At 52.4% G+C, this 25443-nt stretch carries 20 protein-coding genes; 8 read left to right on the top strand and 12 right to left on the bottom strand.

Annotated features, from left to right (window positions below; translation table 11 throughout):
* Nucleotides 1-258 precede the first annotated feature (258 nt).
* The gene (locus tag F1728_RS18730) at nucleotides 259-1797 is read left to right on the top strand and encodes a M20/M25/M40 family metallo-hydrolase (protein ID WP_155365367.1); all 1539 of its coding nucleotides are present in this window, start codon (nucleotides 259-261) and stop codon (nucleotides 1795-1797) included.
* On the opposite strand, the gene F1728_RS18725 is transcribed toward F1728_RS18730, so the two are convergent.
* From F1728_RS18725 to F1728_RS18715, 3 genes are all read right to left on the bottom strand, one after another.
* Nucleotides 1782-2288 (bottom strand): hypothetical protein, encoded by a 507-nt coding sequence (locus tag F1728_RS18725; protein WP_155365366.1) that lies wholly within the window; start codon nucleotides 2286-2288, stop codon nucleotides 1782-1784. The genes F1728_RS18730 and F1728_RS18725 overlap by 16 nt on opposite strands.
* Before the next feature lie 91 nt (nucleotides 2289-2379).
* On the bottom strand, nucleotides 2380-3819 hold the full coding sequence (locus F1728_RS18720) for a hypothetical protein (RefSeq protein ID WP_228030235.1): 1440 nt from the start codon (nucleotides 3817-3819) through the stop codon (nucleotides 2380-2382).
* Nucleotides 3820-3980: 161 nt separating this feature from the next.
* Entirely contained in the window at nucleotides 3981-4934 is a 954-nt protein-coding gene (locus F1728_RS18715; protein ID WP_149343900.1) for a DNA-methyltransferase, read from the bottom strand.
* A gap of 323 nt (nucleotides 4935-5257) precedes the next feature.
* Here F1728_RS18715 and F1728_RS18710 point away from each other — a divergent pair, with 323 nt between their 5' ends.
* Nucleotides 5258-5704, top strand: coding sequence for an SRPBCC family protein (locus F1728_RS18710; protein WP_155365365.1), 447 nt, complete (start codon nucleotides 5258-5260; stop codon nucleotides 5702-5704).
* Between the two features lie 15 nt (nucleotides 5705-5719).
* On the opposite strand, the gene F1728_RS18705 is transcribed toward F1728_RS18710, so the two are convergent.
* The 5 genes from F1728_RS18705 to F1728_RS18685 all read right to left on the bottom strand — a co-directional run bounded on the left by F1728_RS18705 (nucleotide 5720) and on the right by F1728_RS18685 (nucleotide 10463).
* Nucleotides 5720-6097, bottom strand: a complete 378-nt coding sequence (locus F1728_RS18705; RefSeq protein WP_155365364.1) for a hypothetical protein — start codon at nucleotides 6095-6097, stop codon at nucleotides 5720-5722.
* 206 nt (nucleotides 6098-6303) lie between these two features.
* Nucleotides 6304-7635 (bottom strand): bifunctional lysylphosphatidylglycerol flippase/synthetase MprF, encoded by a 1332-nt coding sequence (locus tag F1728_RS18700; RefSeq protein ID WP_155365363.1) that lies wholly within the window; start codon nucleotides 7633-7635, stop codon nucleotides 6304-6306.
* Nucleotides 7636-7718: 83 nt separating this feature from the next.
* Nucleotides 7719-8618, bottom strand: a complete 900-nt coding sequence (locus F1728_RS18695) for a 2-oxo acid dehydrogenase subunit E2 (RefSeq protein WP_194242430.1) — start codon at nucleotides 8616-8618, stop codon at nucleotides 7719-7721.
* A 56-nt stretch (nucleotides 8619-8674) separates the two neighbouring features.
* Nucleotides 8675-8929 (bottom strand): acyl carrier protein, encoded by a 255-nt coding sequence (locus tag F1728_RS18690; protein ID WP_155365361.1) that lies wholly within the window; start codon nucleotides 8927-8929, stop codon nucleotides 8675-8677.
* Nucleotides 8930-8966: 37 nt separating this feature from the next.
* Nucleotides 8967-10463, bottom strand: coding sequence for a class I adenylate-forming enzyme family protein (locus F1728_RS18685; RefSeq protein WP_194242429.1), 1497 nt, complete (start codon nucleotides 10461-10463; stop codon nucleotides 8967-8969).
* A 469-nt stretch (nucleotides 10464-10932) separates the two neighbouring features.
* Here F1728_RS18685 and F1728_RS18680 point away from each other — a divergent pair, with 469 nt between their 5' ends.
* Nucleotides 10933-11898 carry a TauD/TfdA family dioxygenase gene (locus F1728_RS18680; RefSeq protein ID WP_194242428.1) on the top strand — a complete coding sequence of 322 codons (966 nt, stop codon included), beginning with the start codon at nucleotides 10933-10935 and terminating at the stop codon, nucleotides 11896-11898.
* Nucleotides 11899-11938: 40 nt separating this feature from the next.
* On the top strand, nucleotides 11939-12847 hold the full coding sequence (locus F1728_RS18675) for a class I SAM-dependent methyltransferase family protein (RefSeq protein WP_155365358.1): 909 nt from the start codon (nucleotides 11939-11941) through the stop codon (nucleotides 12845-12847).
* 36 nt (nucleotides 12848-12883) lie between these two features.
* On the opposite strand, the gene F1728_RS18670 is transcribed toward F1728_RS18675, so the two are convergent.
* The 4 genes from F1728_RS18670 to F1728_RS18655 all read right to left on the bottom strand — a co-directional run bounded on the left by F1728_RS18670 (nucleotide 12884) and on the right by F1728_RS18655 (nucleotide 18407).
* The gene (locus F1728_RS18670; RefSeq protein WP_155365357.1) at nucleotides 12884-14329 is read right to left on the bottom strand and encodes an FAD/NAD(P)-binding protein; all 1446 of its coding nucleotides are present in this window, start codon (nucleotides 14327-14329) and stop codon (nucleotides 12884-12886) included.
* A 177-nt stretch (nucleotides 14330-14506) separates the two neighbouring features.
* Nucleotides 14507-14917, bottom strand: a complete 411-nt coding sequence (yciA, locus tag F1728_RS18665; RefSeq protein ID WP_155365356.1) for an acyl-CoA thioester hydrolase YciA — start codon at nucleotides 14915-14917, stop codon at nucleotides 14507-14509.
* Nucleotides 14918-14986: 69 nt separating this feature from the next.
* Nucleotides 14987-16681 carry an alpha-keto acid decarboxylase family protein gene (locus F1728_RS18660; protein ID WP_155365355.1) on the bottom strand — a complete coding sequence of 565 codons (1695 nt, stop codon included), beginning with the start codon at nucleotides 16679-16681 and terminating at the stop codon, nucleotides 14987-14989.
* Between the two features lie 46 nt (nucleotides 16682-16727).
* The gene (locus F1728_RS18655; protein ID WP_155365354.1) at nucleotides 16728-18407 is read right to left on the bottom strand and encodes an NAD-dependent malic enzyme; all 1680 of its coding nucleotides are present in this window, start codon (nucleotides 18405-18407) and stop codon (nucleotides 16728-16730) included.
* Nucleotides 18408-18722: 315 nt separating this feature from the next.
* Between F1728_RS18655 and F1728_RS18650 the strand changes: the two genes are divergently transcribed.
* The 4 genes from F1728_RS18650 (at nucleotide 18723) to F1728_RS18635 (ending at nucleotide 25404) form a co-directional block, all read left to right on the top strand.
* Nucleotides 18723-19619, top strand: coding sequence for a carbon-nitrogen hydrolase (locus tag F1728_RS18650; RefSeq protein ID WP_155365353.1), 897 nt, complete (start codon nucleotides 18723-18725; stop codon nucleotides 19617-19619).
* Nucleotides 19616-20668, top strand: a complete 1053-nt coding sequence (locus F1728_RS18645; RefSeq protein ID WP_155365352.1) for an agmatine deiminase family protein — start codon at nucleotides 19616-19618, stop codon at nucleotides 20666-20668. The genes F1728_RS18650 and F1728_RS18645 overlap by 4 nt, the downstream gene beginning before the upstream one ends.
* A gap of 144 nt (nucleotides 20669-20812) precedes the next feature.
* Entirely contained in the window at nucleotides 20813-22921 is a 2109-nt protein-coding gene (locus F1728_RS18640; RefSeq protein ID WP_155365351.1) for an alpha/beta hydrolase family protein, read from the top strand.
* A gap of 161 nt (nucleotides 22922-23082) precedes the next feature.
* On the top strand, nucleotides 23083-25404 hold the full coding sequence (locus F1728_RS18635) for an alkaline phosphatase D family protein (RefSeq protein WP_155365350.1): 2322 nt from the start codon (nucleotides 23083-23085) through the stop codon (nucleotides 25402-25404).
* Nucleotides 25405-25443: the final 39 nt, after the last annotated feature.

Raw genomic sequence — 25443 nt, 5'->3', positions numbered from 1 at the left:
AGGGACCGAAGACTGTGTTTTATCGAAAATGCGTAAATATATGCAATACCAGTCGTTGTAGCCCCATTACTACTTGCTCGACATCGACACACCTGTATACTGCACTAGCCAAAAATACGTCATCGAGTAAAAATAGGTAGACTTCAAAATCTCCCCCTTCCACTTTGAATAGAAATCATTGGTGTGAAACGGAAAACCCAACTCCCATTGGCCTCTCCCCCAGTCAGAGGACTGAGCATCCAGCCAGAAGATCCATGGTTGCCATCACAGCTCACGTATTCTCTGATTTTCTGCTGCCTGACCTGGGTCATAAGTTTCTCTGCGTCGAATGCTGCCGAGACCAGTTATCTGGTTACAGCGAAAACCGCGTCCAGTTCGATTAAGACAGATGAGCTGAAATCTCATATTGAATTCCTGGCCAGTGACGCACTCGAAGGACGCGAAGCAGGTACTCAGGGTGGCCAGGCGGCTGGAACCTATATCCGCACTTTTTTACAGAAGCATGGTGTCCAACCCGGAATGGGTGAAGAAGGCTACTTTCAGGAGTTCGATGGGGGATTTCGGAATATCCTGGGAGTCATTCCGGGTAATGATCCAAAATTAAAAAATGAATATATTGTTATCGGGGCTCACTACGATCATGTGGGGTACGGCAAGCCCTCGAACAGTCGGGGTGGGGTCGGTCAGATTCATAACGGAGCTGATGACAACGCCAGCGGAACTGCAGCCCTGCTGGAAATCATTGAAGCCATCTCAGAGCATAAAGAGCTCCCCCGGCGCTCTATCCTGTTCGCCTTCTGGGATGCGGAAGAGATGGGATTGCTTGGCTCCAGACACTGGATGAATTACCCGAGTGTTCCACTCGAACAGATCCAAATTTATTTCAACCTGGACATGATCGGGCGGCTCAAAAAACAACCACTGACTTTATTCGGATCCCGTTCGTCCATCGGTTTGAGATCCTGCACCGTCAAATGCAATCATCGTGACACGGATCTGAAAATCAAATTTGACAGTGCGATCCGCCCCGACAGCGACCACTGGCCTTTCTATCAGAAGGGGATTCCCTTCCTGATGCTGCATACCGGGAAACACGATGATTATCATCGTCCTGAAGATGACGCCTTCAAAATCGATTACGCAGGCACCCAGAAATGTGCCCAGTTGTTGACCCAGCTGGTATTTGAATTTGCCATGCAGGATAAAAAGCCGGAATACCGGTCAGCCGATCAGGATATTCTGGCTGGGATCGATCAGGAATCAAGAATCACGACGCAGGATCCGCCCCGGCTGGGTGTCGCCTGGAATGCAGACCAGTACGAGGAAGGGCATCTGATGATTACTCAGGTTCTGGCCAGTTCAGCAGCGGATGCCGCTGGCCTGAAGGTCGGTGATGAGATCATTAAAATCGACGGACGATCGCCTGTAGAAGCGCCTGGATTTGCAGCGCTGGTACGGAGTTCCCCTGAAAAGATCAAGCTGCAGATCAAACGAAAAAAGGAAGATGAACTACTGGAAATCCCGGTAGAACTTTCAGGCAATCAGCTCAAACTGGGAATTCAGTGGCATACTGATGAAACCGAACCCGAAGTCATGGTGATCTCGAACATCATTAAATCATCACCTGCCGATCTGGCCGGTCTGAAAATCAACGACCGGATTTATGAGATCAGCGGACGGTCATTTGAGAGCAGTGATGAATTTCGCGAACTCGTAAAAGATCTGCCTCTGCCCTTGAAACTTCAGGTCGAACGCGAGGGACGACTGCAGAACTTTGAAGTTCAATCAATGAGATGAGATTTCCATTCGACCTGTTGTGCATCAAGGCCGGATTTTGTCAGTTCCTCTTTGAGCGTTTTTTCCGGTACCACGCGTGCAGAACCGGTACGATAGACGCGAACTTTGACACCATCCTCGTCCCCGGTAGCCCGGCCTGCCAGCGTGAGGATTGTTTGAATATCAGCAGGCTGATATTTTTCGCGGGGCTGTGAGTCGGCTTTGACCTTATAACTGCGATCATCAATCAGAATATCGAGGACCTGCAAGGGAAGCTCTGCCAGGGTTTTCTGTTCTCGTGGTTCCGGTTGGATTAAAACCGGGATCATATCTGACTCCGTCGAGGCCATTACGGAGGGTGAACTCTCTTCCGCCTGTGGTTCTGCCTTCTCTTCTCCCTCACCCGGTCCGGAATTAATGCCGGGGGTCAAGCCGATGAACTGGCCAAGAATGATCCCCAGAATTAAAACGCCTCCCCCGGCATACATCATTCGCTTTGGTTGCTTGCGCATCATTCGGTCCTGTCAGTGGGTGAGAGAAAATCGCATTATATCGAACCACACCTCTGATACGAAATTCAGCTGTAAGATGAGTATAGAAACATCAGGGTTGAGATTTCAGTTTTTGCATCAGGTCCAGGATCACTGCCACAATTTTATCTGAAGCATCTAACTGGACCCGGTTGGTTCCCATCCAGGTTTCATACCCTCCCAGTTTATGCTGCTCAGGTGTAGGCAGATAACCGTTGTAACCGTTCGCCAGTTCAATCGTGAAGGCATCTTCAAATGGGGCTTTTTCTTTCAGTTCCAGACCAATTTCACAGAAGGTTTCAAAGGGAATTGCAGCCACAGTCAGATCACCAATTCTCAATGCCTGTAGTATTACAGTAATTTCATCAGGACCTTCCAGCAGTCGCTGAACTCGCTCTGCATAATTCCGCTCGTAACGATGATGCTGTTCCGCGCCCTCCGGTTGAGCCATCACCTTTTTGAAATAAGCCTGCATCGCGGCATCAGGTTTACGGACCTTTAATGTCAATTCTGCATTGGCTGCTCCGAGAGGAACCCAAGCCTGATACTTTACCTGCTGACAGGCATCGGCCACACGTCTGGCGACCAGTTCTGCCACCTGGTTCATCTTTTCATACGCAGCCATCCGTTTGCCGGGCTTCTGGAAATTGATGTTATTGATGTCACCACTGGTGCCATTCGACAGCATTCCCACAAACGGAGGATCTTCCGGCTTCGCACCGAGCAGGGGGCCAATTTTTTCGGAAAAGATACCGAAGTAGTCTGCAGAGATTTCTCCTTTATTGACGCCTCCCACATAATGCAGAGAGTAATTTGCCAGGAGTGCCAGTGGCCGACCATCCAGCGACTGCACACTGATGAATGAGATTTCCGGATCGATGGGCCCTGCGGGTTTTACCAGAGCAGCATTGCCCCGGGGTGGATTCATCCGCACTTTGTCGACCCCACCGAATGGATTCTTACAGAAATCAGGATTTGTCGTATACCAGCGACGGTTAAAGACTTCAGAAGGTTCATCTACGCCGCCCCAGCCAATGCGTGCCGGCTCCCGATTCTCCATTGCACAGCGGACACAGTCAGCAATTCTTCGTGCGAGGAAGTCGTGATATTTGGAACTGCTGGCGCGGGTCGCGGAATGCGTGTGAGTAGCCGCCATCAGAATATTCTCAGGTGGCAAATCGGTTTCTGCTTTGATGAAATCCCGAGCCGCCTGAAATACATCAACAGTGATCCCCAGATTGTCACAGATCACGAAGGCGATTTTGGTTTCACCGTTATCCAGTACCAGACAGCGGGCGTGCAGTTCATCGTGTACGTTTTCGGCCGGAAACGGTTTGAATCCACCGACGATATATTCTCCCAGAGGAGGCGTAATATTGCTGGTCGCTGCCCCTGCCTTCAGAACCTTATCAGCCGCAAGAGTTGTGGTGGTACTGAATACGAACAGGAACAGACAGAAACTGGCACCCCAGATTCCTGCCCCTGACACAAGTCGGCTGAATTTATACGTCATCTGGTCTGCTCCTCAGGATGATGGTCTGCATTGTTGTGTACGTAAGCTGCTCCCACGATTATAAGAATGAGGAACCACCAATACAACAATCTGCATCGCTGGATGAAACCAGCGGGTATCGTCAGCGCTGCTTTGCGTTCAGCAAAACCGGCAACAAGAGCTTAACCCTCTGAAACGGTCTGCGGATTCAGATCGGGAATGTCTTCAAAGGGGTGCCCGTTCTGCCAACCGGATTTCCCTGTCGCACGAAAGTGTTCCAGGCGACGAATACTGATCTCACAGAAAATGGGATCCAGGTCAGCGGTCAGGCAGCGGCGGCCCAGTTGCTCACAGGCTATGAGCGTAGTACCGGAATGAGCAAACAGATCGAGTACAAAGTCATCCTGTTGAGAACTGGCCTGCAGAATTCGTTCAACCGATTTGATCGGCTTCTGGGCATAACATCCTGAAACATTTTCTTCCATGCGATAGAAGACCTGCTGAATATCGACCCAGACATTCCCGGGCCTGATGTTCTCGGAACGGCCCCGTTCGAGGTTCTCCGTCTTTTTTCCGTTGATGTTTTTATAGTACCCGCGCAGGATCTTCGGGATATCCGTGTATTGCACTTCAAAAAATGGATTCCCTCGCGTGTAGTACAACAGTTCCTGACGCACGGCCATCCAGTTTTTCTGAGTGCCATACCCACGCTGGTTCCTCATGGTGACAAAGGACCGTGATTCGAACAACCCGGTCTGCTGCATCATCATCATGAACTGAGGCAGTGGTTGAAAATGCTGATTCTGGTCCGCTCCCAGCCAGACATAAAAGGAAGCATCCGAACTCAGAAAGCGGGCCGACATGCGCACCCAGTCGGCACACCACTCAATAAACGTATCGATATTACGCAGATCGAAGGCGACCAGATTATAGGGCGGGTCCTGAATCGCCAGGACAGGACGATCCTCGCCGATCAGCCTGCTGATCTGTTCGGAATTGGTGGCATCTGCGCAGGCCACTCGATGCCGACCAGTGGGATCCTCCCAGATTTCTCCCGGTTTCAATCGGCAGAATGGTAACAGTTGTTCTCTCAAAACCAAATCTTCGTCCAGGCGCGGCAGAGGATTGTTTTTCATCTGACTCTTTCTTTCGCCGGGTTTTGTATCAGGAAGCGAAAGGTCATTGTTGCAGCTTAATGTCCGCTTCGACTTCCGTTCGCATATCATCATAGACTTTTATTTGATGCATCAGATAAAAGACCTGGGACCAGAATATACAAAATTGTATTTTCGGGAAAGAGTTGAATCCCCCTACTATGGCAGATCCGGGAACTGTCACTCGATTTTGTTATCAGTCTCAGGAACGAGGAGCGAACAACTCAGTATTGCAGTCAAAATCCATTCGAAACATACTTAGCAATCTTCTATAAAACAAACCAGCTGACAGGATGTCTCCACAAATGAAACTAGAGCTGTCCGAAAAGACAAAACTGAATGCTTCTCCGCAGGTCATCCATGAATGGCTCAGCGATCTTGAGAACTGGCCCAAGATCAATGATAAGATCAAATCGGTCACCGTGGAGGGGAATCGCTGTTTTGGTGAGATGGAGTTCAAAGGCAAAACACTGGAATTTGCCGGTATGGTCCCAGAAGACGATGACCCGTTAAAAGTCACCTGTAATATCGTCATTCAGACGGAGTCGGAAAAACGAGACCCCGAACACATGACAGTGGTCTATGAAATCATCCCCGGTGGACGCGCCACTCAAATTGTCGAACGCATTATTTTCGAAAGAGAAATCCCCTTCTGGGGCTGGTTGCTCGTCAAGCTGATTATGAAAATCGGTAAGCCGACCGGTCTGACAAACCTGCAACGGATCAAAGAGCATATTACTGCGGAAGACTAATTGTAAGAAGGTGATTTACTCTTTCTCTTTGAGAACGAATTCACCATAGTAGCCGATATTCGACTTATACTTTCCGCTGAGTGTTGCTCCTTTCATCAAGCCAATCCACTGGTACTCATGCCCGCGAATGGTCGCTTTGCCCGACAGGTTGTGTTGAATGCCTGTGGATTTAGACTGAAAGGTTGCCTCGTATTTGAAGGGATCCCCTTTAAACAGCCCGGTAAAGGTGGCTTTCCAGTTTCCCTTGTCGTCAGATGTAGCGACACATTTCAAGGGGCCCGTCGTATTGTACTTGCGGTTATTCCATTTCCCTTCCCAGGTCCGTGTCTCCCCAGCCCGGACCTGGGAAAGGCAGAACATCCCCAGCACTGCAATCAGCATGAATCGTGACATCGTCGCCTGCTCCTGCCTGAATCGAATTTCGAGTGAGAAAAATCATCTCTCTGACTGAAACTCGTCAACGTGCTGACAAGACCGACAATTTTGGTCCCTTTTTTCTGGAACCTGATATCAATCTCTCAGATTTTTGCGTCCCCAACTACGCTAAACTACTGACAGGATACAGGTTGCGAAACGGTCAAATTTGTGTTTCGCGGGTATCAGGCACTCTTCCGCAAAGAGAAAGGTTTAGAATTCATTTTCGGCGAAGCTGCAGTGTCAGACTGCGACGAATTACCAGTCGCCAGATTTCGGCGGAGCTTTCGTTTGCAGTGCTGATTGTAGAGGATGCGGGAATAGCGTCCGTAGTGCAGATCGAGTACGCCGGTAGTACTGACGAAGGCCAGAATCGAACCGATGGTGACCTTGGGATAAACGCAGGCAAACCGCTTTTCATAGCGCGGTCGAAAGCGGCTTTTAAAATGTCGCAAACCGGTAAAATCAAAGATACTGGTCAGATAATTTTCTGCAAATCGCAAGCCGTGCCTCACCAGCGCACTGTCACCGGGCAGGCGGTGACAGTCGCGTCCCAGATCCAGACAGAGCCCGGCCTGCGCAACACCTTCCTGTTTCAGTTGCTGTAATACGAAATGAATCAGGAAGGCCATGGTGCCTTTAACCGAATCCAGGCGATGCCGATAGAGTTCTGTCGCCCAACCGGTCCCATTCAAAATGGGATTACAGATCACAAAGCCTTCGATCCGTCCCTGGTAGCGGGCAATGAACAGACGCCGTCGCCCGAGTGCATGATTATCAATTCGTCCCTCAAAGAAACGCATCGCTTTTTTTTGAGGTTTACGCGTCAACGATTCGTCGGCGACTTCAATGACCTCTGAGATGATATCGGACCAGTGCAGCGGATGCAGTTGATCTGGACGAACCTCGCAGGCGGTCATCCCCTGCCGGAGGCAATAATTGGTCTGTCGGCGGACCCATTCATAATCTTTTCCCTGCCAGGTGCAGGTATCCAGATCGATCATCGGGTCTTCGCCCCACTTGGTCACCTGAAACTGCATTTCCTGAAACAGGGGAAGATCTGCTTCTCCGATGTTGTGAAAGGCAATTGATAGCCGGTTCTGTTTCGCATACTCCAGAAATTCGCGTACCAGTTGAGGTTTATGGGGTTCGGGAGCAATCAGGCCTCCCCCAATGATGACATGTCGGTACCAGCGTTTGTAGGAGATTAATCCCCGTTTCCCCTGAGACCAGAACTGATCACGATCCGGTTCGGAAGCCAGATAGGAATCAAAATATCTGCCATGCTCAAAAATAAAATCGCGCAGTTCTGTTTCTGTGTGCTCCTCGGGCAGACCCAGCGGTTCTTGATCGAACACCTGATGCGATGGATCAATCCGCCACTGTGTCCCGGCCCGTTCAAAACGGTCTGCGTTCTGACTGGTCAGCTGGTCGACGGACAAGCCCTGGCGTGTCTGCCGCTGATCGCTCTGATGCAGTTGCAGGCCCTGTCTGGAATGAGAATCAGCTGACGACATTGGTGGGCTCCGAAAATTAACGGACCGTGGTACGGAACTTCCTCGTGTGGGAGGCAGGATTTAAAATGAATCTCTTCTTCAACTCAGGCAGCCCGTTTCTGAACTTCTGCATCCTCAGACTGCTGAACCAGGCTCTGCGGGTGCATCAGAAAGCTGCGCAGGGTATTGATGAACGCTGCAGACTGATTTCCGTTGACCATACGATGGTCCAGCCGCACAAACAGGGAAGCCTGTTTACGCACGACGACTTTATCATCCACAACGACAGGGCGTTTTTCAGTAGCTCCCATGGTGACGGCGATACAGTATGCATTGAGTGGGAGCGACGCGGGTTTATGGGCAATCAATGGCGGTGCACCGGAGAACCCCAGATAATTGACGAATGCCCCAGCATGATTCAGTCCCTGCTGCCAGGGCCAGATGGTGGGAGCCCGAAGCCAGTTGCCGGCCGTGAATCCAACCTTCGAGGTGTGCAGAATCCAGGAAAGCCGGAGCCAGCGTCCCAGGTTGATCAATGCGTTTTTAAACGTTGATCCCTCTTTGACACGTTTTTTATCACGGGCCACCTGCATCGATTTTTCTCTGGCTGACTCCCAGAAGTAACCCGCGATCTCGTCGAGTGAATAATCTTCGGCTTTCCGCATGAAGACACAATCGACTTCGCCCGTGCTGGTCTGCAGCATCGGCATGACAATATTCACGCCCTCGTACTGATAAACTTTTTTCCCAATCACCCGGCGGTTGACTTCCGGATGCTGTCGCAGGCTTTCAGCCACGGCACGTACCAGAACATGCGCGGGAGTGAGCATAGTGCGGTTGAGTCTGCGCTGCTCTTCCAGAAAGGAATCCAGCTCTTCGGTATCGACCGTGGTTCCCCAGACGAGCATCGGATCGCAACGGAGCGATGTACTCGCGAGATAGGTGGTATTGATCCAGCCAATCTCGGAGAGTGGCACCGGTTTACTCTTTGTCGCCCAATACATATCAGACATCCTGTCTATTGGATTTGTAATACTCTGACGTCCTGTCCAGAGTAGTTTCAGGCAGCTTTTTTCTGCTCTGCCTGTCGCTCTGAAATCAGCTGAGAAATCGTGGCGGGATTTTTAAATAAATCTGGTCTGATATCCTGAAAATCGAGTCGTACTTCAAAATCAGATTCGACGAAGACCAGCAGGTCCATCATCGTCAGGGAATCCAGCAGACCGGAATCAATCAGTTCGGTGCTATCAGTAATTGTCTGTCCGGTGACGGAGTTTAGAAATTCAACCAGTTGTTCCTGAATCGATACACTCATTAGTCGTGTCCTTTGCAGTTGCAGACGAAAGTTAAGATTACAGATCGCCGACTGCTGCCAATTCTGACAGCTTGACCCGATCGACTTTCATGGCGTGATTTAATGGAATTTTCTGTAAGATCCGGATCCGGTCCGGCACGAGTTGGCGTGGCAGCTGGCTGCGACAGACGCTCAGCATTTCTGCTTCCGTGAGTCCCGTACCTCCTGGAGTGGTTTCGATGTACAATGCCAGCCGCGTACCTGTATTTTTTGCTTCAAAGGGGACCGCCACAGCCTGCGACAGGGGAAAAGTTCGCAGCGCGAATTGCTCCAGATCTGCCGGATGCACGCGATAACCGGATATTTTGACCAGTGAATTTCGTCGACCTTTGATGACGATTCTGCCTGACTGATCGAAAGTGGCCAGATCTCCCGTATAGAGCCAGCCATTGTGTATCCGTTTGCGGGTCTCTTCCGCATCTCTCCAGTAGCCCTGCATGATGTTGGGGCCACGAGCCCGCAGCTCGCCGACCGTACCTGCATCCACAAGTTGCCCACTTTCATCCACGATCTGCAGCGTTACTCCGGGTATTGCCTGACCGATGGTGCCGTCACTTACACCGGCGATTTGCTCCGGTGGTACATAGGCCAAGCGAGCCGTAGCTTCCGTCTGGCCGTACATGACAAAGAAACGGGCCGGATGGATGACATCGCTGATTTCGACGGCCTGTGCATAGGGCAGGGCACCTCCCGCAACAGACATATAACGCAGATGTGGAAACCGCGTCTGCTTAAATGAAGTTCGTTCCAGCAGAATCCGATACAGGTCGGGGACCGCTGAGAGACTGGTGCATTCGTGGCGGATCATTGCTTCCAGAATGCTTTCGGGAAAGATGGTATTCCCGTCCAGAATCAGATGCGCCCCCTGTAGAAGGTGAGACTGCAGTACAGAGTTTCCAAACGCATGATGGAAAGGCAGGACGCAGATAGGCCGTTCGTCTGCCTGCAACTGCAGGTATTCCTGAATCGATTGCGCGTTAGAGATCAGGTTCCCGTGACTCAGCATGACCCCCTTGGGCATTCCACTGGAACCGGATGTAAAGAAAATTGCAGCCAGGTTCTTCTCAGAGCGTGCAACCGGCTGGAGTGTATTTACTGGAACTGTTCCGGTCACAGATTCCTCTGAATCCATGCCCTTTACAGTATATTCTTCCAGATCCGGATGACGCCTTAAAACCGGGGCAGTTGTAATCGTACAGATCGCCTGCGTTGAATCCAGAATATTCTTTAGCGCGCCGCTCTCCGTATTCGCTGGAACAGGCACAACGACACCACCGGCGAACAAGACTGCGTAGAAGGCAGCAATATATTCCACGGAATTGGGAACCAGCAGTACAACACGGCTTCCGGATTCAAAACCGGCGACCTCAGACAGCTGTTCGGAAATATGTCTGACCAGCAAAATCAGCTCACCATAACTCAAGGTCCGCTCAGATGTGGAAATCGCGGGTTGCTCACTATGCAGAGCTGTGATTTCCAGTAGTCGATCGACCAACCCTGCTCCCGTACTTTCAGAGGTCACCTCCTCCAGAAGGGTTATGGGAGAAGCTGCAAGCGGATGCTCGACCAGCCTGAGGCTGGAGCGAAAGTCTATGGGGAAGTGCATACGAAACGGTCTCAAAGTGTAAATTGCTCTCTTCAGAGAGAGTCCCTCTGACCATAGTAGATCTGAGGGTAATTTCCCTCATCCTTATCGGCGTTTCATGATCGTTTGCACCGCTGAATCGGCATACATACCCCCGTTTTTATCAGGACGACCAGATCAAACACCCTATTTCACCCATCTGACCACCCAGAACGAACATCACAGGGGATATAAAGGGATTTACACCTAATCTATTCAGAACTATCATCCACCCGTTCAGTAAGTAGCCGATACCACTGATTGTGGCCTTTTCTCCAGCAACAATCTCCGGCTGACCTCTATGTGCCATTCAATCGTTCTCTATTTCCGAGTAAGTCCCATGCAAGTGAAGACTTCGAATCTGGAAAAGCCACAAACCCTGCCCCTGCTCATTGAACCGGCCGACCAGGGGGCTGCCTCCCTGAGTGACCTGATAGAATACATCTCACGGGAACGGAACTGGCTGGATCAGACTCTGCTGGAGCAGGGAGGCGTGTTGCTGCGTGTATTCACCATTCAGGAAATTGATGAATTTCAGGACGTTGCCCAGGCGCTGATTCCAGAGTTAAAGCCGTACGTCGAAGGGCAATCTCCCCGCACCAAAGTGACCGGGAACGTATATACTTCCACCGAATTTCCTGCCCAGTTTCGCATCACGCTGCACAACGAGCTTTCCTACACCAAGTCGCCCCCTCCACGGATCGTATTCCACTGTCATCGTGCTGCTGAGACCGGCGGAGAAACGCCGATCGTCGACTGCCGAAAGCTCTATCGTGAGATGCCAGCCGAAATTCTGGCGAAATTCGAAGAACGGGGAGTCCGCTATGTCAAGAACATGCATGGGCAGGAGCGGGGGATCGGCAAGTCCTGGATGGATTATTTCGAAACCAGTGATCGGGATCAGGTCGAAGTTTACCTCAAAGACAACGACATCGAATTTGAATGGACGGCCGACGGAAACCTGCGTACCTGGTCCATCCGCCCCGGCACGCTGGCCCATCCAGTTACAGGAGAAATGCTCTGGTTTAACCAGGCCGATCTCTGGCATATCACCAATGTGAATGAACGAAACCGCGCTCAGCTGCTGCAGCTATTTGGAGAAGAAAACCTGCCGACCCACGCGTATTACGGGGATGATTCCCCCATTACCGATGAGGATCTCGCAGGAGTCCGTAAGACCCTGTGGGAGACGGCCGTTATCTTCCCGTGGCAGCAGGGAGATGTGCTGGCCCTGGATAATTTCAGTGTCGCCCATGGCCGGATGCCTTATGCAGGACCACGTAAGATTCTCGTTGCAATGGGATAAATACAGAGTTTTAAATGTCTAACCACTAAGGCAGAATGGTATGGCACCTACAACGGCAGCACCTGAGTCAGACACAGATTCTGCTGCGATCTGGCTTCCCCAAGATCTTCAGCAGCCGCTGGAAACAATGACCCGGGGACAGCGAATCGGGAACTGGCTGATCAATCCTTACAAAAATTATCTGATCCCCGCCAGTTGGCTCAAAAGATTACTACAGTCGAGTCAGAGCGAGTTGCTCGAAGAGACCTTTCGCCGCCCTGGTGGCTGGAGGGCTATGGAAATCCTGTACCGTAAAGATGCACCGGTCGACCTGCTGGATCGACAGGCGATCCTGGATAACCCCATTTCCAGAGCTTCGCGGAATCGATTGCAGACGGTAACCCAAATCCTGATCGACCTGATCCAGGCTCGTCAGTCGGACGGGCCCGTCGTTCTCATGGGCGTCGGTGCTGGCCCGGGGCGTCATGTGCAGACCGCGATTTCCCGATTGCAGTTAAGTGCAGACGAAGTCCACGCTCACCTGATCGACCTGGACGACGATGCCTTCGAATACGGACAACAACTGGCAGAACAACTCGGAATATCAGACTGTATCAGCTTCCTGCAGGGAGACGCGCGAGAGATTCAGACGGTATTACCCGATGTCAAACCGAATATCGTTAAACTGATTGGTCTCATCGAATACTTGAATGACCAGCAGTTACACGAACTGTTGGCCGCCTTGCATACAATCATGGTCCGGGGAGGAAATCTGGTCACGCATGGGATTCTCGATCCCTGGCATGGTGCTCCCTCTCTCAAACGAATCTTCAATCTACAGCATATCAGACGCTCCGGCGATGATGTACGAAGGATGTTGGAAACAGTCGGATTTCGCGTCATCGACCAGGTAACCGAACCGATGGGAATCTATCCGATTGTGACCGCAGTGAAGCCGATGGTTGAGTAAGATTGAAGATTGTGATGCACGGCTGACGCCAACGTCTCAAATGTAATATTCGATGACGTGTTCCTCTTCGACGGACATCCGGTAATCGTGTCCCGGTGTGACCAGAGCGACATCATCCAGCAGCAACTGCGCGACACGCATCGCCTGACCACGCAGTTCCGGAACTGCTGTGGTCTCCCAGAGAGTCCCCTTCATCAACGGTCCAACGGCGAACAGGAACTCAGAGGGATTTCCTTCCGCATCAATCACTGCGAAATCGGCACCGACATCGATGCCCATATCCAGTTCGTCTGGCCGGATAAGTCCCCGTTTGAGCAGATTCTGGAACAGTGGCACACTGGTGCCGGAAAATCCACAATTGGGTCCGGTGCAATTAATGACCAGTCCCCCCTCAAGCGTCTGGGTTGAACCGGTTTTATTCTGAACATCCACAACGACGTGATCATTCTGAGCTGTGACTCCCGTGATTCTGCCCCGTACCACTTTGAGGCGTCCTTCGGTTATCGCTTCCGTCACCCGTTGATGAATCGGCTGCGCAATCCGATGTCTGATCACATTCCAGCGGGCGGCATAGCATTTGAGAAATTCCTGTTTTTCTTCGAGGTCAAACTGCTGCCAGATTCGCTGCGTGTGGGGCCGCAGTCGATCGACGACGATGCCTGGGTTCTCACCTATCCGCTGCAGCTGTCGACAATGTTTTTCCAGTAACTGGACCAGGTTTTCGAGGCCCAGGCTCTCCGGCTCCTCTGGCAGGAAGTCAGGATATTCAATGCCCCGGAAATGGGCTTGTGGAATCATTCCGTTATGCGACACTGCGATCATATTACCTTCCCAACCCAGTTCACTGAGCGTGAGAAAGACGTCGATCATCGACAATCCGGTGCCGAGCACAATGATGTCCTGATCGGGAGCCGGAATCTTTTCCATCCAGTTCCCCCAGGGGTCTGCGCAATAGGCGGGATGCGTAAAATCTTCCCCGGCCAGTGAAGTGGGAGGCTGATTTCCTGTTGCCAGTAGCACGCGATCAGCTTCCAGCGTAGAACCATCGCAGAGCGTGATCTCAGCACTCCCGTCAAAATTGTATTCAATGTCGACGGCTTCATTTTCGACGACGCGGATTTCCGCCGGATGATGTGAGTCAATTGGCTGCATGTAATTCGCGAGGATACTTCGCAGATAATCGCCATAGATCCGACGGGGAACATAAGTCTCACGCAGTTGCGGATCGGGCAGGTCGCTGTAATCCACGCGAGTGCGTAACCAGTCCAGAAAGTGATTGGCATGGTCGGGAACCGCAGACATGTTGCGTGCGGCGACATTCAACAGATGTTCTTCCCGTTTCGTCCCATAAGCGACGCCACGCCCCAGTGGATAGCGGTCATTGATCAGTTGAATGCAGAGCGGACCGTCACTCAATCGTGCCAGATTCACCGCTGCCATGGTCCCGCTGAATCCGCCTCCAATAATCGCCACTGTCTTCATGAGAGTCCGGTCCTTTCGCACACTGCGTCGACCGGAGTAGAAGGGTTCCGGCTGTGAGTGTGTCACTCAGAATGTTTGCTGATGGAATGACTGCGATCTGACTCAGGGAGTCTCCTGAATTGTACCCGGATCGCATCACCAGCAACAGACAACGGCCCATAAACGGACCGGTCTCAATCAGCAGTCCTGCTGAACAATGGGCGTTTTGTTTCCCTGATCATCGATGGCCACGTAGGTAAAGGCGGCTTCGGTGACTTTAAAACGGGGGCAGTCGGACGCTTCGTGTCGCAGCACTGGCTGGACCCAGACCTCGAGCGAGAGGGTAATCGAAGTTGTTCCAATCCGATCAACCTGGCCAAAACAACAGACAACGTCTCCCACCTTGACCGGGCGAATGAATTTCATCGACTCCACCGCAATCGTGACGGTGCGGGTGCCTGCGACCTCTTTTGATAGAATCCCTCCGGCAATATCCATCTGAGACATGATCCAGCCGCCGAAGATGTCTCCGTTGGCATTCGTATCTGCCGGCATGGCCAGCGTGCGCAGTATCAGTTTTCCTTCCGGCAGGTCACAGAACTCTTCCATGGTTGTCGTTCCTGTTTCTCTGTTGTCGGTGACGGACTCGTCTTCCTGATACAATGTATGTGTATCAGCTCAGTTCACACGTGGAGGTCGACCATTGTTCTTGGCTACATGACTGCCCCAGACCAGCAGATTTTTACTGCAGTCATCGCGGTCGATCAGAACTTCAATAAAAGCAGGACCATTATGAGACTTGGCCGTTTTGATCGCTTCATCCAGTTCACCTTCGGTCGCCGCTTTACCACTCCAGCCATTGCCGTCCGCAGCATTGAAAACATGAACCAGATCAGCGTAGTTCCAGTTTTTGATATTGTTATATGGTCCGTCGTGAATTTCGACTTCGATGGTGTACCCGCCATTATTGATCAGGAAGATGATCGGATTCAGGTTGTACCGGATGATGGTTGAAATTTCCTGTGCGGTCAGCTGGAACGAGCCATCGCCGATCAATGCAATGGGTCGTCGTTCCGGCGCCCCGATACAGTATCCCAGCAGCGCTCCCACAGACCAGCCGATCGAACCGTATTGCATCTGGATTTCAAATCGGGATCCGGTCGGCAGATTGAGCTGCATACCGTTGAACCAGGAATCTCCCGTTTCTGCAATGACAGCGGAATCTGCGGTCAGCATCTGTTGGACACGCGAAACCAGCTGTCGGGTCGAGAGAGGCGTCTCGGGAGCACCAGCAGATAGTGCAGGCGGATCTTCCTGAATTCGTTTATAAGCGACCATGGAAGCATCGTTGGCTTTGATGCGGGGAGCCAGTTGTTCAAGGAACTCGGACAGTTTCACATTGCTGAAAGTCTGATTCGGGCAGACCACGCTGTTGGGACGTGCCTGAATCACTTTACCCGGGTCTACCAGTGCGGCGTGCCCCGTTGTCGTGTAATCGGTGAAGGTCGGGCCAGCGAACAGGCAGAGGTCCGAAGAATCAACGATTTCTCCACAACCGGGTGAACCGACGGGCCCCCAGTAAATGCCCATGTAATTCGGATGCTGTTCGTCAAAAAAACCCTTGGCATTGGGCATACTGGCAATCGCGTAACCCGAGGCATCAGCCAGCTTGTGGAAATTTTCCTCGGCTCCAAAGGAGCGGAGCTTGACACCCGAGACCAGAACCGGCTTGGCTGCGTTGTTGAGCAAATTCGCCACATGATCGACGGCTGCCTGGAGCGAGACAGGGTCACTGGCAGTTGGACCACCAAAGGAGCGAACATTCGGTTTGGAAGTGATTGCATCCGCAATGTTGCAGGCGATTTCAATATAGACCGGCTTACGAAACCGCAGGGCAGTCTGAATCGCATGATCGATTTTCGTTGGAGCTTCATGGGGATCGCGGATCGTGACCGCTTCCGCTGTCACTTTGGAAAAGATATCTCGCTGGTAATCGTAATCCAGTTTTCCCAAGGTGTGATGCAGCATTTCGAATTCGGCTTCGGAATTCGTATTCGGGCCGCCGGAAACTGCGATGACGGGCAGGTCTTCCGCATACGCCCCGGCAACAGCATTGAGCAGGCTCAGACCACCGACACTATAGGTTACAAACACGGCACTCGCGCCACCGGTCGCCCGGGCATATCCGTCTGCTGCATAGCCTGCGTTCAATTCATTACAGCAGGAGATCATCTGCAGATTCTTATTCTCCAGAATCCGGTCCAGCAGAACCAGGTTATAGTCTCCCGGGACGGCGAAGTAATGCTTCAAGCCAATTTCTTCCAGACGGTCAGCCAGATAAGAACCGACGGTGGTGGTACAATGGTCAGTCATGAGTGTTCCTTACAGACAAAAAATGCTGGCGAGACGATCAGTCGAATTAGAGAGACTTGTATTCGGGTTTCCACATGGTTTCTTCGATCCGCTGATCGATTTCTTCTGCGGTCAGGGAATCTGCGACTTCCGCTTCAATGGCTGCCTGCGCGACAGCCCGGGCAATTGATCGACCCACATCACGGATAATCGTCAGTGAAGGGAGCAGTGAAGCCGTCGGATCTTTGAGGGCCGGAGAGGCCTCTTTCAAGGCAAACGCCGCCGCCATGAACATGGAATCGGTAACCCGGCGCGCCCGGGAAGCCCGAATCCCCAGTCCCATCGCAGGGAAGATGTAACTGTTATTACACTGGGCAATGATATGTGTCACGCCATTATATTCCACTGGATCGAAAGGGCTGCCGGTGGCGATAACGGCTTTGCCGTCCGTCCATTTCAACAGATCTTCTGGTGTCGCTTCGGCCCGCGAAGTCGGATTCGAAAGCGGGAAGATGACGGGATGTTCTTCGTGGCTGGCCATTTCCCGGATAATCTCTTCGGTAAATGCGCCCGCCTGTCCCGTGGCGCCGACCAGGACGCCTGGTTTGGCATTGCGGACGACATCCGCAAAGGAGATCGCACCACTCACATCACAGTCCCAACCCTGAAGGTTCTCTGGTGACTGTGCGAGTTGCTGGTGCAGTTCATCCAGATCATTTCTGCCGGAATGCAGGAGTCCATCGCGGTCGATCACATAAAACCGGGCCTTTGCTTCATCCTCACTCAGACCGGATTGTAGCATGGCCTGTTTTAACTGCAGGCAGATGCCCACTCCTGCAGAGCCGGCTCCGAGCATGACGATGTTCTGGTCGGTGAGTTTTCCGCCGGCTGCTTCAATCGCAGCGAGGATGGTTCCCGTTGTGACCGCAGCAGTTCCCTGGATGTCATCGTTAAAGGTACACAGGTCGTCCCGATATTTATCCAGAATCCGCTCAGCATCGACTGAGGCGAAATCTTCCCACTGCAGGAGTACATCCGGAAACCGTTTCTTGACGGCCTGGACGAACTGGTCGATAAAGGCATCGTATTCCTCCCCTTTGATGCGGTGTTCCCGCCAGCCGACGTAGCGGGGGTCTTCCAGACGTTCTTCGTTGTTCGTTCCCAGATCAAGTAGAATCGGGAGTGTCTTGGCCGGATCGATACCGCCACAGAGAGTATAAAGCGAGAGTTTACCGATGGGAATTCCCATCCCACCGGCCCCCTGGTCGCCCAGTCCCAGGATGCGTTCCCCATCGGTCACCACGATGACCTCGATATCCCGTTCGATATTTTCCAGGATCTCGTCCATTTGATCACGTTCGGGATAAGAAATGAAAATCCCGCGGGGACGACGATAAATATGGCTGAACCGCTCACACGCCAGGCCCACCACCGGTGTATAAACGATGGGCATCATCTCGGTGATATGTTCCAGCAGCAGCCGGTAGTACAGGGTCTCGTTCTCGTCCTGCAGCTGTCTCAGGAAAATATGTTTGTCGATATCGTTCTGAAAATCGCAAAAGGCTTCATAGGAGCGTTCAACCTGTTCCTCAAGCGTGTCGATATGGGGGGGCAGAAGGCCTACCAGACCGAACTGACTGCGTTCTTTTTCGCTGAAGGCGGTCCCCTTATTCAGGAGGGGATCCTCAATCAGCAGATGTCCCCGTTTCTGTATCGAAAATTCTTCGGTTGACCGTCCTGAATTCATAGTAAGAATTGCCCTAAAAAGAAGGATCGCGAGTGGATGAGGAGAAACGGGCGTGCCGCCTCTGGCATTCGCCGGCGACAGGCATAGAATACTGGAAATAGAGCCAATCTGTCGATGTTACTCTCAGGAAACTGCCCGGATTCCTGAAACCTTCGCGCAGAGTAATCATCCCCCTGCGAATTGCCGGCAAACGTTCTAAGTTTAGCATCCACTCCTTGCAACTCGGAAACAGATATCGTAAATATCCACATGGCCCGGTTCCGATTGACCGGATTTTAAGTTTTCTGCTTTTCATTTCCTGGATAAGTTTGTCTTATGGTCCGTCGCTTCCAACTTGCACTGGTGCAGGTCTCACTGAATGGCACTCCGGATGAAAACCTGACGAAATGTCTGGACTGGGTCCGTACCGCCGCTGAAGAAGGGGGACAGGTTATCTGTCTGCCTGAACTCTACAGCTCATTCTATTTCTGTCAGAAGGAAACCACGGAGTACTTCAAGTTCGCCGAGCCCCTGTATGGTCCTTCCTTCACGGCCTTCAGCAACCTGGCCAAAGAACTGGGTGTCGTGATTGTTGTACCTTTCTTCGAGAAACGGACTGAAGGGCTGTATCACAACAGCGCCTACGTCATCGACGCCGATGGCAGCGAAGCCGGTCTGTATCGCAAGATGCACATTCCCGACGATCCCTGCTTCTACGAAAAATTCTATTTCACGCCCGGCGACCTCGGTTTCAAAGCAATCCCTACCCGCTTCGGCAAAATCGGGACACTCATCTGCTGGGACCAGTGGTTCCCCGAAGGGGCCCGGATCACGGCACTCTCTGGGGCGAACGTGCTGATTTATCCAACCGCCATCGGCTGGCATCCCCACGAAAAAGAAGAATACGGTCCTAAGCAGCAAGATTCCTGGATGACAATTCAGCGGAGTCACGCGATCGCCAACGGGACATTTGTGGCTGCAGTCAACCGCGTTGGCTTCGAACAGCCGGAACCGGAGCAGGCGGGCCTCGAATTCTGGGGCTCCTCATTTATCTGTGGGCCCCAGGGAGAAATTATCGTCCAGGCATCAGAGGACCAGGAAGAAATTCTGATTGCAGAGGTCGATCTGGATCAGACCGCTGAAGTTCGCCAGAACTGGCCCTTCCTGCGTGACCGGCGGATTGACGCTTATAGCAATATTCTGAAACTCTATCATGACGACGCCACTCCATGAGCGAGATCACCCGCAGACTGCCCGCCGAATGGGAACCACACCAAGCCACGCTACTCTGCTTTCCGCATAACGGCAATGACTGGCCAGGGAAGTACGAAGTCATCCAATGGGCGTTCATCGAAATCATCCGCAAAGTGGCCGAGTATGAGCGCGTGCTGCTGGTTGTTAAAAATGAGTCGCTGCAGCAGAAAGTTCATTCGATGCTGCAGCAGGCACACGCGAATACGAAGCAGGTCAAATTTATCCTGCAGAAGACGAACCGCAGCTGGATGCGAGATTCGGGACCGATCGTCGTACAGCGGAGTGACGGCAAACGCGAGGCACTGCAGTTTCGCTTTAACGGCTGGGCCAAGTATCCCAATCATCGCCTGGACTGGCACATCCCCTCTGCAGTCGCGCAGTCATTAAAACTTCCCTTGACGGAGGTCACCTGCCAGGGACGTCCCGTGGTTCTGGAAGGGGGAGCGATCGAAGTCAACGGACGGGGCACCCTGATCACAACTGAGGAATGTCTGCTCGACCAGAAAACCCAGGTGCGCAATCCCGGTTTTACAAAAGACGACTACGCCGCTGTCTTTGCAGAATATCTGGGCGTTTCGAATGTAATCTGGCTCGGGGACGGCATCGAAGGAGACGACACACACGGCCACGTGGATGATATCTGCCGGTTTGTGAATCCGACGACAGTCGTCGCCTCCGTGGAGCCGAACAAAAAGGATGTCAATCATCGTCGTCTGGCGCAGAATCTGGAGCGTCTGAAAAGCGCACGCCTCGAAGACGGCAGCAAACTCAAAGTAGTAGAAATGCCCATGCCGGGCCGTCTCGACTTTGAAGATTTACGTCTCCCCGCCAGCTACGTGAATTTTCTGGTCACCAACGGCTGTGTGCTGATGCCAACGTTTAACGATCCTCATGATGCCCGGGCACTGGGAATTCTGAGTGAGCTTTATCCGGACCGCCAGGTCATCGGAATTCATGCAGTCGATCTGGTCTGGGGGCTGGGAACGCTGCATTGTCTGAGTCATGAGATTGCCGCAGCAGCAAAATAATCTCAAATCCTGCCTGACCTCGCAGGATTCGATTGAGTCTACTGTTCGACATAGGTATCATATTTAATATTGTTTATTTATCCGCCGGTCGCCGTCCCTAAGCGACTTCTGATACCTGCCCGAACTCCTGCTGCCGAGGTTTCCATGATGAAATGCCTGCTGTCACTGTTCGCTTGTGTTTTCACTCTCAATAGCACGCTGCTCGTCTATTCTGCGGAAGACCTTACGGTCCTGACACCACTGACAGAAGAAGCGGCCGAGTCCGGACTGGTGTACCAGGCTCTGCAAAAACGGGCGCATGAGGCATTCGCGAAACGGAAAGAAGTCTACGAAAACATTAAAACCCCGGAGGACTGTGAAGCTTACCAGAAGCGGATGAAAGACTTCTTCCAGACACAGATTGGCGGATTTCCGGAACGAACGCCGCTGAATCCCCGCGTGATCGGAAAACTGAAGGGTGACGGATTTCGAGTCGAGAATGTGATTTACGAAAGCTGGCCCGGGCATCATGTGACAGCCAACCTGTATCTGCCCACCACGCCGCCCCCTTATCCGGGCGTGCTGGTCCCCTGCGGACACAGCCACAACGGAAAAGCGTCAGACGGTTACCAGCGGGCCTGCATGCTGCTGGCGAAAAATGGGATGGCAGCACTCTGCTACGATCCGATCGGGCAGGGGGAACGGTACCAGGTATTGTCAGAGCAACCCAATGAATTCTTCAAAGGAGGCAGTCGCTATCGTCCGCCTCATCCACAGGTACAGTATTACTGCACGGCAGAGCATACGCTGATGACGGTCAGCTCGATTCCCCTGGGCAGTAACTCCGCCCGCTATCGTATCTGGGACGGTATGCGGAGTATTGACTACCTGGTCAGTCGCCCGGAGATCGATGCCAGCCGAATCGGCTGTACGGGAAACTCGGGGGGAGGCACGCTGACGAGTTACATCATGGCCCTGGATGAACGGGTGCAGGCGGCAGCACCGGTCTGCTACTCGACCATGTATCGATACCTGATCGACTTCAATGGCCCCCAGGATGGCGAGCAGAATATCTTTGGCCAGTTGGCTTATGGTATGGACATCGCCGATTACACTTTGATGCGAGCCCCAAAACCGACGCTGATCTGCGCCGGCACACATGACTCGACTTTCAAAATCGACGGTACGTGGGAACTGTTCCGCGAAGCCAAACGATTCTATACACGCATGGGTTATGCGGAGCGGGTGGATATCATCGAAGCCGACGCCCCGCATGGATTCACCATCAAGCTGCGGGAAGGTTCCGCACGCTGGATGAACCGCTGGCTGATGCACAAGGAAAACGCGATCTTTGAAGGGGATCTGCCCGTGTTTACCGATGAGGAACTGCAATGTTCTCAGTCGGGGCAGATACTGCTCGATGCCGGCGAGCGTTCGCTGTTTGAAATCAACGATGGCCTGAATCAACAGCTCGCGAAAGAACGGGCAGAACTCTGGAGCAGCGGCGATCTAGACACGCTGCGGGATCAGGTACGTGAAGTGAGCGGAATCAAGCGACTGGAGAAACTGCCCCGCCCGACATCCCAAACTGTCGGCTCTATTGAGCGACCGGGTTACACAATCACAAAGCTGATCGTGAAACCAGATCACGGTCTCCCACTACCCGCGCTACTGTTTGAACCGAAAACCCCCACCGGCAAACGGACCCTCTATCTGCATGGTGAGGGCAAACAGGTAGACGCTGCAGCAGGCGGACCGATTGAACAGCGGGTCAAGCAGGGCGAGACCGTTCTGGCAGTAGATATTCGCGCGATTGGAGAGACTGCGCGTAAGAACAATCGTAAGATCGGCTGGTCACATGGTCTGCTGGGCCCCAACTATCATGAGTGGGCAGTGGCCTACCTGCTGGGTGAATCGATGGTCAAACTGCGGGCAGAAGACATTCTGATCGCCGCCCGGTTCCTGTCAGATTATGGTTCGAGCGACAAACCGGAAAAGATTGAACTGGTCGCGATCGGAGAAACGGGGATTCCCGCGCTGCATGCCGCGGCTCTGGAACCACAACTCTTTTCAGAAGTCGATCTGAGCCGGATGATTTCATCCTGGGGGGAAGTTGTGAAAACACCGGAAACGCAGAATCAGCTGATCAATACGGTGCATGGCTCGCTCAAGGTCTACGACCTGCCGAACCTGATCACTCTGGTCGGGGAAGAGCGGGTCAAGGTCTCCCAGCCGGCTGATGTTAAAGCGGGCCTGGCCACCCGAGAGCCTTAAACTGAACAGGCATTTCTTAACAAGTTTAAACAGCGCGTTCTTCTTTGAACCACGCTGGACAAAGCCTGCTGCGCCCCTGATAATGACAGTTCTGGACTTCATTTACGACATTTCATCTCCGCCGGTTCGCACGGCGGTTTGTGTTCGACAGGAGACAATTAATGCAATCACTGACCCGACGGATGGCGCTGAAACTGTTTGCCTTGGGGACGACATTTTTCGGTTTCAAAAAAACAACAGCATTAACCGCAGCAGAGTCAGAGAGTGCCGCTCCTGTCATTGGCCGCTGGAAGAAAACAAATGATCGGGTCTGGCTGGGAGAAGAATTCTGGGCCAATCCGATGGAAGACTGGCGAATCATTGATGGGGCCGCCGAGTGCCTGTCGACGGGCGGCAGTCGCAATATTCAGTTGCTGACTCATCAACTGACGAATCCCAAAGCGTCGTTTACCATGTCCGTCCATGTCAGTCAGGTAGAAGTCAAACAGCAGGACGGTGGCGTTGGTTTCCGCATTGGGGTGAAGAGTGACATTAACGAATATCGCAGCAACTGTTTCGCGAAGAGCGGAATCAAAGCGGGGGTCGTCAACGGCAAACTGATCCTGGGCAATAAAGAACAGAAACTCAAGCAGCCGGTCGATCTGAAAAACTGTGTGTTGACTGTGATTGGAAAACCAGAGGGCGAAAAGTATTCTCTGACTCTGATGGTCAGCGGTTCTGAATCAGACAAGCCACTGGATACGATTTCGCACACCTTCCCTCCTCAGGCAGTGCTGGGTAACGTCGCGGTCGTCAGTAATTTCGACCCACGTTTCAAACGCATGATTGGTGCTCGTTACCGCTTTAGCGACTGGTCGGTTTCCGGCGATGCGTTCACGGTCAGTCCCGAACATGAATTTGGACCGATTCTCTGGTCTATGTATTCCTTGAGTGATTCCCGTAGCAAAGATGGCTTCGTGATGAAGATCAGCGCCCTGACCGGACCGCTGGGTGAGAAAGACAATAAAGACATCGAACTGCAGATCGAGCAGGACGGCAAATGGAAGTCCCTGGGTACCGCGCCCCTCGATACCGATGCCTGGACGGCTACTTTCAGAATCGCCAACTGGAATGAAAAAGAAAAAACGCCGTTCAAGCTGATTTATAAAGAACAGCATAGTGACGGATCCGAATCCATCGCCGAGCGAACTGGGATCATTCGTGCCAATCCAACCGGTCGTCCATTGAAACTGGGCGCGTTGACCTGTCAGAAGGATTACGGCTTCCCTTATGAACCGGTGGCCAACAACCTGCTGAAGGTTGATCCGGACCTGCTTTACTTTTCCGGTGACCAGTTATACGAAGATCACGGTGGATTTGGTCTGATTCGAGATCCCGCCGAACCTGCGATTCTAAATTACCTTCGCAAATATTACATGCACGGCATGGCCTTTGGCGAAGCAATGCGGGATCGGCCGACCATTTGCATTCCCGATGACCATGATGTTTTCCAGGGTAATATCTGGGGAGAAGGGGGCAAGAAAATGGTGGAGGGGACCACGTCTTCCAATGGTGGTTACCGGGAACCGGCGAGGATGGTCAATGTGGTTCACAAAACCTGTGCAGGGCATCATCCCGACTACTACGATCCGACTCCCTGTCTGCAGAACATCAGCGTTTATTACGGCGATATGGTGTATGGTGATGTCGGCTTTGCCATTCTGGGCGACCGTCAGTTCAAGAGTGGGCCCGAGCATGTCGAAACGGGCAGCGGTCGGGCAGACCATGTAACCGATCCCAACTTTGACACATCCAAGCTGGATAAACCGGGGCTGGAATTGCTGGGAGATCGCCAGGAGAAATTCCTTGAGCACTGGTGCGATGACTGGCGGGGACACACGATCAAAGTCCTGTTCAGCCAGACCGTCTTTGCCGGGGTCGCGACTCACCATGGCGGTTATGATGGTTACCTGAAAGCCGACCTCGATTGTGGCAGCTGGCCTCAGACTGCCCGCAACCGGGCTGTGCGTATTATCCGCAAGGGGATGCCGCTGCATATCAATGGCGATCAACATCTGACCACACTCTCCCAGTATGGAGCCGATGAGCAGCGCGACAGCTGCTGGTCTTTCTGTACTCCCGCGATTTCCGCAGGTTACCCCCGCTGGTGGCGTCCAGATGAAGTCGGCATGGAGCATGAGAATCGCCCGAAACATGGTCTTCCCAATACGGGTGAATATATAGATGGGTTTGGAAATAAGGTGTATGTCTACGCCGTAGGTAATCCGGAACCGGCTAGTAAGAAAAACCGCTACGATCTGGCACATCAGAAAGGCAGCGGCTTTGGTCTGGTATTGATCGATCCCAAAGAAAAAACGTATACGCTGCACTCCTATCGTTTTCTGGTAGATGCGACTGACGGGAAAGCGTCCAATGAATTTCCTGGCTGGCCGGTTACGATTCACCAGAAAGAAAACGGAGGTGAAACCAAACTGATCAGCTGAGACACTTTCATCGTCAATACATCTGACATACTCCCACCC

The organism is Gimesia benthica (genome assembly GCF_009720525.1).
Classification (GTDB): Bacteria; Planctomycetota; Planctomycetia; order Planctomycetales; family Planctomycetaceae; genus Gimesia; species Gimesia benthica.
This window is presented reverse-complemented; position numbering and strand designations above follow the sequence as displayed.